This is a genomic window from Methanobrevibacter sp. (assembly GCF_045541095.1).
Taxonomy (GTDB): Archaea; Methanobacteriota; Methanobacteria; order Methanobacteriales; family Methanobacteriaceae; genus Methanocatella.
The window spans coordinates 1-7694 of sequence record NZ_JAZQIJ010000128.1 but is presented as its reverse complement, the minus strand read 5'-3'; the positions used below and the strand labels follow the sequence as shown (position 1 = coordinate 7694).

At 36.8% G+C, this 7694-nt stretch carries 8 protein-coding genes; 4 read left to right on the top strand and 4 right to left on the bottom strand.

Annotated features, from left to right (window positions below; genetic code table 11):
• Window positions 1–297 precede the first annotated feature (297 nt).
• The gene (locus ACKI2P_RS05465) at window positions 298–792 is read right to left on the bottom strand and encodes a hypothetical protein (protein WP_407375754.1); all 495 of its coding nucleotides are present in this window, start codon (window positions 790–792) and stop codon (window positions 298–300) included.
• 74 nt (window positions 793–866) lie between these two features.
• Between ACKI2P_RS05465 and ACKI2P_RS05460 the strand changes: the two genes are divergently transcribed.
• Window positions 867–1328: a MarR family winged helix-turn-helix transcriptional regulator gene (locus ACKI2P_RS05460; protein ID WP_407375752.1), complete on the top strand. Its 462-nt coding sequence runs from the start codon at window positions 867–869 to the stop codon at window positions 1326–1328.
• On the opposite strand, the gene ACKI2P_RS05455 is transcribed toward ACKI2P_RS05460, so the two are convergent.
• Window positions 1325–2038, bottom strand: a complete 714-nt coding sequence (locus ACKI2P_RS05455) for a hypothetical protein (RefSeq protein ID WP_407375750.1) — start codon at window positions 2036–2038, stop codon at window positions 1325–1327. The two genes, ACKI2P_RS05460 and ACKI2P_RS05455, sit on opposite strands and share 4 nt — an antisense overlap.
• A 136-nt stretch (window positions 2039–2174) precedes the next feature.
• On the opposite strand from ACKI2P_RS05455, the gene ACKI2P_RS05450 reads away from it, so the two are divergent.
• Window positions 2175–3428, top strand: coding sequence for a tripartite tricarboxylate transporter permease (locus ACKI2P_RS05450; protein ID WP_407375748.1), 1254 nt, complete (start codon window positions 2175–2177; stop codon window positions 3426–3428).
• Between the two features lie 87 nt (window positions 3429–3515).
• Here the strand turns inward: ACKI2P_RS05450 and ACKI2P_RS05445 are convergent, their stop codons facing one another.
• A complete protein-coding gene (locus ACKI2P_RS05445) occupies window positions 3516–4412 on the bottom strand; it encodes an SAM-dependent methyltransferase (RefSeq protein ID WP_407375746.1) in 897 nt (298 codons plus the stop codon).
• Between the two features lie 133 nt (window positions 4413–4545).
• Between ACKI2P_RS05445 and ACKI2P_RS05440 the strand changes: the two genes are divergently transcribed.
• The gene (locus ACKI2P_RS05440) at window positions 4546–5967 is read left to right on the top strand and encodes a CpaF family protein (protein ID WP_407375744.1); all 1422 of its coding nucleotides are present in this window, start codon (window positions 4546–4548) and stop codon (window positions 5965–5967) included.
• A 217-nt stretch (window positions 5968–6184) separates the two neighbouring features.
• The gene (locus tag ACKI2P_RS05435; RefSeq protein WP_407375742.1) at window positions 6185–6877 is read left to right on the top strand and encodes a type II secretion system F family protein; all 693 of its coding nucleotides are present in this window, start codon (window positions 6185–6187) and stop codon (window positions 6875–6877) included.
• A gap of 11 nt (window positions 6878–6888) precedes the next feature.
• Here ACKI2P_RS05435 and ACKI2P_RS05430 read toward each other — a convergent pair whose 3' ends face one another.
• A complete protein-coding gene (locus tag ACKI2P_RS05430) occupies window positions 6889–7608 on the bottom strand; it encodes a DUF4012 domain-containing protein (protein ID WP_407375740.1) in 720 nt (239 codons plus the stop codon).
• Window positions 7609–7694: the final 86 nt, after the last annotated feature.

Sequence of the window (7694 nt, the reverse complement as noted above, 5' to 3'; positions counted from 1 at the left end):
AAAAACTAACTATTATACAAGTGACATATATTTAGGCACGCCTAAATTTTCACTTTAACAAAACATATTACTAGTCAGTAATAATACAATCTCCAAAACATAAAATTTGTATTAAATTAGCTTTTCACAATTTTCTAGTTTAATACATCGGAAAATCTATCTGCCAAATAATTTTCCAAAAAACGAATTTGGTGTTTATATAACTCTCCAAAACACATAAACACCATCTTATTCTCTTTTAATTGAATTTACAATGATTCACTATTTTTTAAAATTAAATTTAAATAACTATCAGCCCTATGGACCTTCACCGTCATAGGTTGCGGGATCATCATAAATTTCCTCGTCCCAATAGTTGTACTCAATATAATCATCAATTTCCTGATTTAAACCCCAATGATGATTATCATAATAGTTATATGCATCAAATCCTGATTTTGTAGTTTTTACGGTAACATCCTTTGATTTTGAAACGGACTTGTACTTGCTGTCGCCGTCAAACTTGACATAGACATTGTATGTTCCCGGATCATACTTTAAGCGAAGTGACTTGTACGGAGCGTAAGCCCATTTGTAATCTCCGTTGGAAGCAGTTATTGTATAGTGAAGAGTTCCTTTGCTTTTGATTTCCCTGCCGTGACTGTCAACAAGCTTTATTATAATTACACCCTTGCCGTTAAGCCATTTATCAGTGGATATCTTTACGTTTACCTTTTCCTTAGCAGATACCGGGCTCAGCAATATAAGAAAAGCCCCCAATACTATTAAAATGATGATGATTTTACGATTCATAATAATCACTGTGTTTAATTTGTTACAAATACTATTTAAATATTGACTATAATATAATAATAAGAGTGATTTTTATGATAGAATACGACGACATAATTAAGGAATCCCCGTTTATAGTGAATCATCTGATTTCACTGAGCAAAACCCATGATTTCTACATCAACAAGCATATCAAAAATGAAACTGAGATTTTACCAAGCCAATACTACATGCTGCTGTTTTTATATTATGAAATGGGAACCAATCAGTCAGACATTGCAAAGGCATGTCTGATGGACAGAAGCGGAGTTTCCAGAGCCTTCAAGGATTTTGAAGAAAAAGGATTAATCACAAGAGAAATCAACGAAAACAACAAACGAGCATATAAAATCACACTGACCAGAAAAGGAATTGAAACCGCAGAGTTCATCATAAAAAAAGAAAAGGAATGGGATGAGATGATTTGCGAAGAACTTGACATTTCCCATGATGAACTGCTTAAAATATTATCCGGAATTTCACTCAAGACCCTTGAATTCAACAGATCCAAGTTCTAATCGAAACCTTCAGATTCCAGATAATCGTCAATGTCATAATTATCCCCATATTCATAATGGTCATAATATGCGCCGGGGTCAGTTCTTGATAATGTATATCTGTCGGGAACCACAGTATGATATCCTCCATAACCTGAACCTGTATAATAGCTTCCGCCGCCACTGGAAGAATAGGTCAAATCAAATCCTGTTGTATTGAGCCCCAAAACCTTATACATCAAATTGGATTCAGAATAGGATATATTGCTTGTTCCCAAAACAATTCCATAAACACATTTATTTTCATATGAATATTCAATGAAACATTTTGCATCCCTATCGGTCAGATATGTCGAAATATATTGATTTATATCCTTATTCTCATCAACCCAGCCATATTTATCCAGTGTTGTTTTCCACACAATCAGATAATCCTTCATTTTGAACGTGTTTACATAAGTAATGTTTTTTGCACCATACCATCTGAAAGTTCCATCAGCCGTTTCAAAACTGGAATCTGAAATATTCTTTTCATTGACGAGTAGCGAATATTTAATAGTGGCAACTAAAAAGCCGTCGCCCCCAATATCTACGGTAACGTTATCATTTTCATCCGCTCTTGAAGGTTCGGGGAAAATCAAATTAAAAAAAGACCCTACTACGAACATCTTAACCAATACCAATGCGATTATGATGATTAAAAGCAGTATAATATTTCTCGGCCTAGACATGATGAATAATAATATCAACTTGCACACATTTATACTTTTTCAAATTTAATCAAATGAAATCAATTATTCCAAATCAGTATAATTCAACTAAATGGCTTAAACAACCTTTAAATTGAAGTTCAAACAATGAATAGGTATGATAGAATTAGTTATAGCATGTTTTATAGGCATATTAATTGGAACCACAACAGGAATGATACCCGGCATACATGTCAACACTGCCGGAGCAATATTGTTTGCATCATCAACATTCCTTCTGACGTTCCTCTCACCTGAATTTCTCTGCGTTTTGATGGTTTCGATGTCAATCGCACATGCACTGATAGAATTTGTCCCGTCAATGCTTTTAGGAGTGCCTGAAGAAGGAACAGCAACTTCAATACTGCCCGGACACAGGATGGTGCTTCAGGGAAGGTCGAAGGAAGTCATAAGGATAGTGTCCGTGGGCGGATTCGGAGCCATAATAGTAACCATTTTAATGCTTCCGATATTTTCCGTACTTCTTCCTATGCTGCATGACATATCAAAACCGTACACCTGGATGATACTCCTGTTTGCATCAATCTATCTCACCCATCACATGACCCGTTCAACCAGGGATTTTTTATGGGCATTGCTGCTTTTTATACTTTCAGGAATTCTGGGCTGGATTACATTTCAAACCCCAATTCCATCAGGAGTATCTCTGATGTGCACGTTTTCAGGGCTTTTCGGAATAAGCACAATACTTTTCAGCCTGAACGACTCCTCAACACTCCCTCATCAAAACCCATTCTATGAGCTCAATTTGGATTTCACAAAGTACAAAAGTATTTTTGCAGGAGGCATAACCGGAGCGATTCTGGGATTTCTTCCAGGTTTTGGACCTGCACAGGGAACAGTGATAGCACAGGCCGCAAGCGGAGCCAACGACAATGACGATGAGGATACCGTTAACTTTTTGCTTGCAACTTCCGGGTTGAACGTATCCGACTGTCTGTTTTCACTGATTGCAATCTACATCATCGGCAATCCAAGAAGCGGAATAGCAGTTTACATGTCATATCTGATTTCAGAGATGAGCATAAATCATCTGGCCATTTTCATTTTCGCATCCCTTATTGCAGTATCGGTTTCGCTAGTATTGTCCTTAAAACTAGGAGATTCATTTTCGAGATTGATGAGTAGAGTAGACTATAAAAAGCTATCAATTGGAGTAATCTTGCTTCAGATTACAATATTATACGTTTTCGTTTTTTATTATCAGGTCCCTCTCGGATATATGACATTGGCTTTGATAACATCCACAGCGATGGGAATGCTTCCCCACTACCTTGGAATCGGCAAATCCCATCTGATGGGAGTTTTGATTATTCCAGCCATTGTTATCTACATGAAAATGTTTATATGATGTGAAATAATGGAAAAAAAAGAAAAAATTCAATAAAGCAATTATTGGAATAGTTCAAAAAGATTTTAATCAACATGCTTAAAATAGCTAGATAATAACCACATTATCTGCTATTTTTTCAGCCTTTTCAGTGATTTCGGAAATGTCAACACCAGGAAATGCATCAATTACGCACAAATCCACACGCCCAATTTCCAAATCTTCAAAGGATTCGTTATGTATTTCAAATGAATCCCCAACGTCATTGATTTTTAAGTTGTTTTTCAAAGCCTCAACCATCTCTGGATTTATGTCGTTGAATATTACCTTTTCAAATCCGAATTTAAGCAGATATATTCCCAAAGCCCCAAGACCGCAAAGGCCATCCAGTGCTACACCTTTTTTTATGTCGTTTTTCACCAGATAATTGTGAAGTCTTACCATCTTTTCTTCCGTAGTCATTGCCACTTCAATGTGGTGTCTTGACTGGTTTTTGACAAGAACTATCCTATCACCGATTAAAGTCCTCATCACGTTAATTTGAGTATCATCACCTTCAAGGACTTCAAAGTGGTTGATTTGAGAATTCCTATCAGCTTGTCCTGCCAAAACCTGCGGACTTCCCTTCAGGACACACTCGACTTCAGGAACCTCATCAATCAGTTTTGATGCAACTTCAGGAGTGAAATCGTTGTGCAGCAATATTAGTGATTTTTCATTGATGAACTGTGGGTTTAAGCTACTGTAGTAAAAGTTGGATAGAGGAACAGGACTGTTTCGTCTAAGTGATGCTTTTTCGGGAACAATGTCCTCTTCAATCATGATTTTCAATATATGGCTCATCACTACATCAAGAGGCCTTTTACCGCATTCACACCTCATATAATCTCCGTCATAATCGTCGAAGTTTATCAAATCCTTAAGCGGTGAAAATTTTTTTATCATAACGTCCTTGCAGTTTTCACATTCATGCAGTGAATTAATTTTTGAGTCTATATCCATCATATTACCGTCCCACAATTGCTTTTACAATAATATTTTGTTTTATGGAAGTAATTATGATTTCGTTAGTAATAAAAACTATATAAATTAGTAATACTAATTATTAACTGTCTAAAAATCCGTTAAAGGTGAAAATATGAGCAATTATGACATTATACCACAATATGACATAGTCAGACAAGATTACAGTCCTGAGGAAAAAATTATACTTGGAGAAATTCGTGAAAATCTAGTGGATTTAGCCATATCATCCGGTGAAAATTTCCAGCCGGATGAGGGCAAGCTATTAAATGACATCAAGAACTTTTTATTCAGACACTTCACTGCCGAAAATAGGAAAATATCAAAGGAGTATCTAAATAGCTTGGCTCAAAAATTCATACGAGATATTGTAGGATATGGCGAAATAGATTCCCTGATTCATGATGACGATTTGGAGGAAATAATGATTAACGGAATCGGAAAACCGGTATTCGTTTATCACAGACAGTACGGAATGATGAAAACCAACATAACATTTCATGATGAAAAGGAGCTGAAGGATTTGATAGACTCAATAGCCAGACAAATCAATCGCCGAATCGATCAGGAGTCCCCAATTCTTGACGGGCGACTAACAGACGGGTCAAGAATAAACGCCACAATTCCACCTGTGTCTGCTGACGGCCCCTCACTGACCATAAGAAAATTCAAAAAGGATCCGTTGACCATCATAGATTTGATAAATTCAAAAACCATTTCAGTGGAGCTTGCGGCATTTCTTTGGCTGTGCATTGACGGGCTTGGAGTGAAATCCGCAAATGCAATCATATCCGGAGGGACAAGTTCAGGCAAAACCACAACCCTGAACGCATTATGTTCATTTATAAATCCAAAGGAAAGGATAATTACTATCGAAGATACATTGGAGCTTCAGATTCCTCATGAACATGTAATCAGAATGGAGACCCGTCCTGCAAATGTTGAAAACAAAGGAGAACTGACAATGAATGACCTTGTAAAGAATTCCCTAAGGCAGCGCCCTGACAGAATAATTGTCGGAGAAGTAAGGGCGGATGAAGCGATAACACTTTTTACAGCATTAAATACCGGGCATTCAGGATTTGGAACACTGCATTCAAATGATGCAAGAGAAACCATTACAAGACTGACAAATGCGCCAATGTCTGTTCCTGAAATTATGATTCAGGCAATAGATTTTATCATAATGCAGAACAGAATATATTCACCTTCGGGAGTTTCATTCAGGAGAATCAGTGAAGTGGCCGAAGTTGCAGGTATTGAAAACGGAGTGGTTCAGCTGAATAAGATTTTCGAATGGAATCCTGAAACCGATTCGATTGAAAACGTCAGTGTTTCAAGTAAAACATTATCCCAAATAGCCGCATTGAGTGGAAAATCCCTGAATGAAATCAGAAAAGAAATCGAAAACAGGGAAATAATCCTGAACCATATGGTCCACCAGAACATCCGCTCAGTAAACGATGTGAAAAATGTTCTGGATTTATATTACAGTGACAGCGAAAAGGTTTTAAACAGAATCATCAAAAGCAGGTGATAACATTTTAGACAAATTCTTTATTTGGATTGGTGAAATCGTTTTAGGAATCATTTCTTCCCTTAAAGGAATTTCACTTAAAAATTCAAAACGCAATGATAACAAAAACACTGTCAAATCAATTTTTTCCAGGCTGAATCTTGAAAATGAAGTCAGAACACCCATGAAAAATGAAGGAAAAATAGATATTATAAGAGAAAAACTAAAAACCCATTTAATGAAAAAGCCCACAATCCTTCTGTTTTTTACATTGTTTTTAGTTTTAATGCTCATTTCTCCCTTTGAAATTGCAATGATGTATTTGGTTGCAGTTGGGATGATTTATGTTTTGGTTTTGTACTATCCGCAGATAATGTCACAGCGAAGCTATTCCGACCTGAATCGGGAACTTCCATATGCATTAAGACATATGGGAATTGAGTTAAAATCTGGAAAGGGACTTCATGATTCATTGATAACAATCAGAAATGCAGATTACGGCTCGTTTTCAAAAGAACTCAACAGGGTTCTTGAAGAGGTAAAATACGGAAAGTCAACTGAAGATGCATTGCTTGAAATGTCTAAAAGAAGCAAATCTGAAGGACTTACACGTGCAGTACAGCAGATAATAGGCACTTTACGGGTTGGAGGCAATCTGGCATACAGTCTGGAAGTGATTGCAAAGGACATTTCATTTGACATGCAGATAAAACTGAAAGAATACTCGCAAAAATTGAATTCTTTCATTTTAATCTATACGTTCATCGCCATTCTGGCGCCCGTGATTATTCTGATTATGCTAATGGCAGGGTCAACTGTAATGGGAGATATAATTTCAACTTCAGTGCTGATGCTGACATATGGTGTGCTGTTTCCTATGATTGTGATGTTTATGGGCGTGTTCATGAAAAAATTAGAACCTAAAATATGAAAAAAAAGGAATTAACCGAATAAGGTTTCAATTCCTTTTGATGCCAATAATCCTACGAATGCACCTTGCTGGTCCATAATGATATTGCCTTTTGAGTATTGGTCAAGAGCTGCATTTACCATTGCAGATTTGATTTCAGGATCAGATGTCTTTTTTGCAGCCGCCTTAACTATGTCAAGTACCGCCTGGCCTCTTGAAACACCTTGTCCCCAATCCTCTTCACGGATGATATCAATACCGCTGGCAGTGGTATTTGCTCCATTAACTTCAATTGGGCCTGCCGCCTTAAGCACAGCATCCAATGCCTCAGTATTTACTGCAACAACGGAATCTATTGTTTTACCAGTGTTGAATTCTACAATTTCCTTTGCAAGCTGCATGTCTTTGGCATTGTCAGCTTCCCAGAAGGAATCGTGAAGCAATAGTTTTGATCCTGCACCCTGGGACTGGGCTTCAGCCGGCTCCACAGCCGTAGGATGTCTTAATCCACCAGGATAAACAGCAGTGTAATTTTTAAGAGTACCATTATCCAGAGTAACTATGAAACACATGTCACATGCACCCATTCCAGGCCTTTGTTCACTTTCATCAATTGCACAAACCAGTATGTTTTTTGTGCCGTCTGTAAGCTCAACATCATGGCCGATGAACAGGGCTCCTGCAATAATTGCTATAAGACCAATAAGAACAATAATCAAAATTACAATTATTAATTTTCGTGTCCTATCCATAATATTTACCTACTTAGTCTATTTAAATTAAATAATAGTTTCTTATTTATTGTACTTAAATATTATTATGAAAATTGTAAAAAATC

Excerpts from the sequence above, each read along its gene's own strand:
- ACKI2P_RS05445 (WP_407375746.1), bottom strand. The coding sequence starts at position 4,412 with ATGATGGATATAGACTCAAAAATTAATTCACTGCATGAATGTGAAAAC.
- ACKI2P_RS05450 (WP_407375748.1), top strand. The coding sequence starts at position 2,175 with ATGATAGAATTAGTTATAGCATGTTTTATAGGCATATTAATTGGAACC.
- ACKI2P_RS05460 (WP_407375752.1), top strand. The coding sequence starts at position 867 with ATGATAGAATACGACGACATAATTAAGGAATCCCCGTTTATAGTGAAT.
- ACKI2P_RS05435 (WP_407375742.1), top strand. The coding sequence starts at position 6,185 with ATGAAAAAGCCCACAATCCTTCTGTTTTTTACATTGTTTTTAGTTTTA.
- ACKI2P_RS05430 (WP_407375740.1), bottom strand. The coding sequence starts at position 7,608 with ATGGATAGGACACGAAAATTAATAATTGTAATTTTGATTATTGTTCTT.
- ACKI2P_RS05465 (WP_407375754.1), bottom strand. The coding sequence starts at position 792 with ATGAATCGTAAAATCATCATCATTTTAATAGTATTGGGGGCTTTTCTT.
- ACKI2P_RS05440 (WP_407375744.1), top strand. The coding sequence starts at position 4,546 with ATGAGCAATTATGACATTATACCACAATATGACATAGTCAGACAAGAT.
- ACKI2P_RS05455 (WP_407375750.1), bottom strand. The coding sequence starts at position 2,038 with ATGTCTAGGCCGAGAAATATTATACTGCTTTTAATCATCATAATCGCA.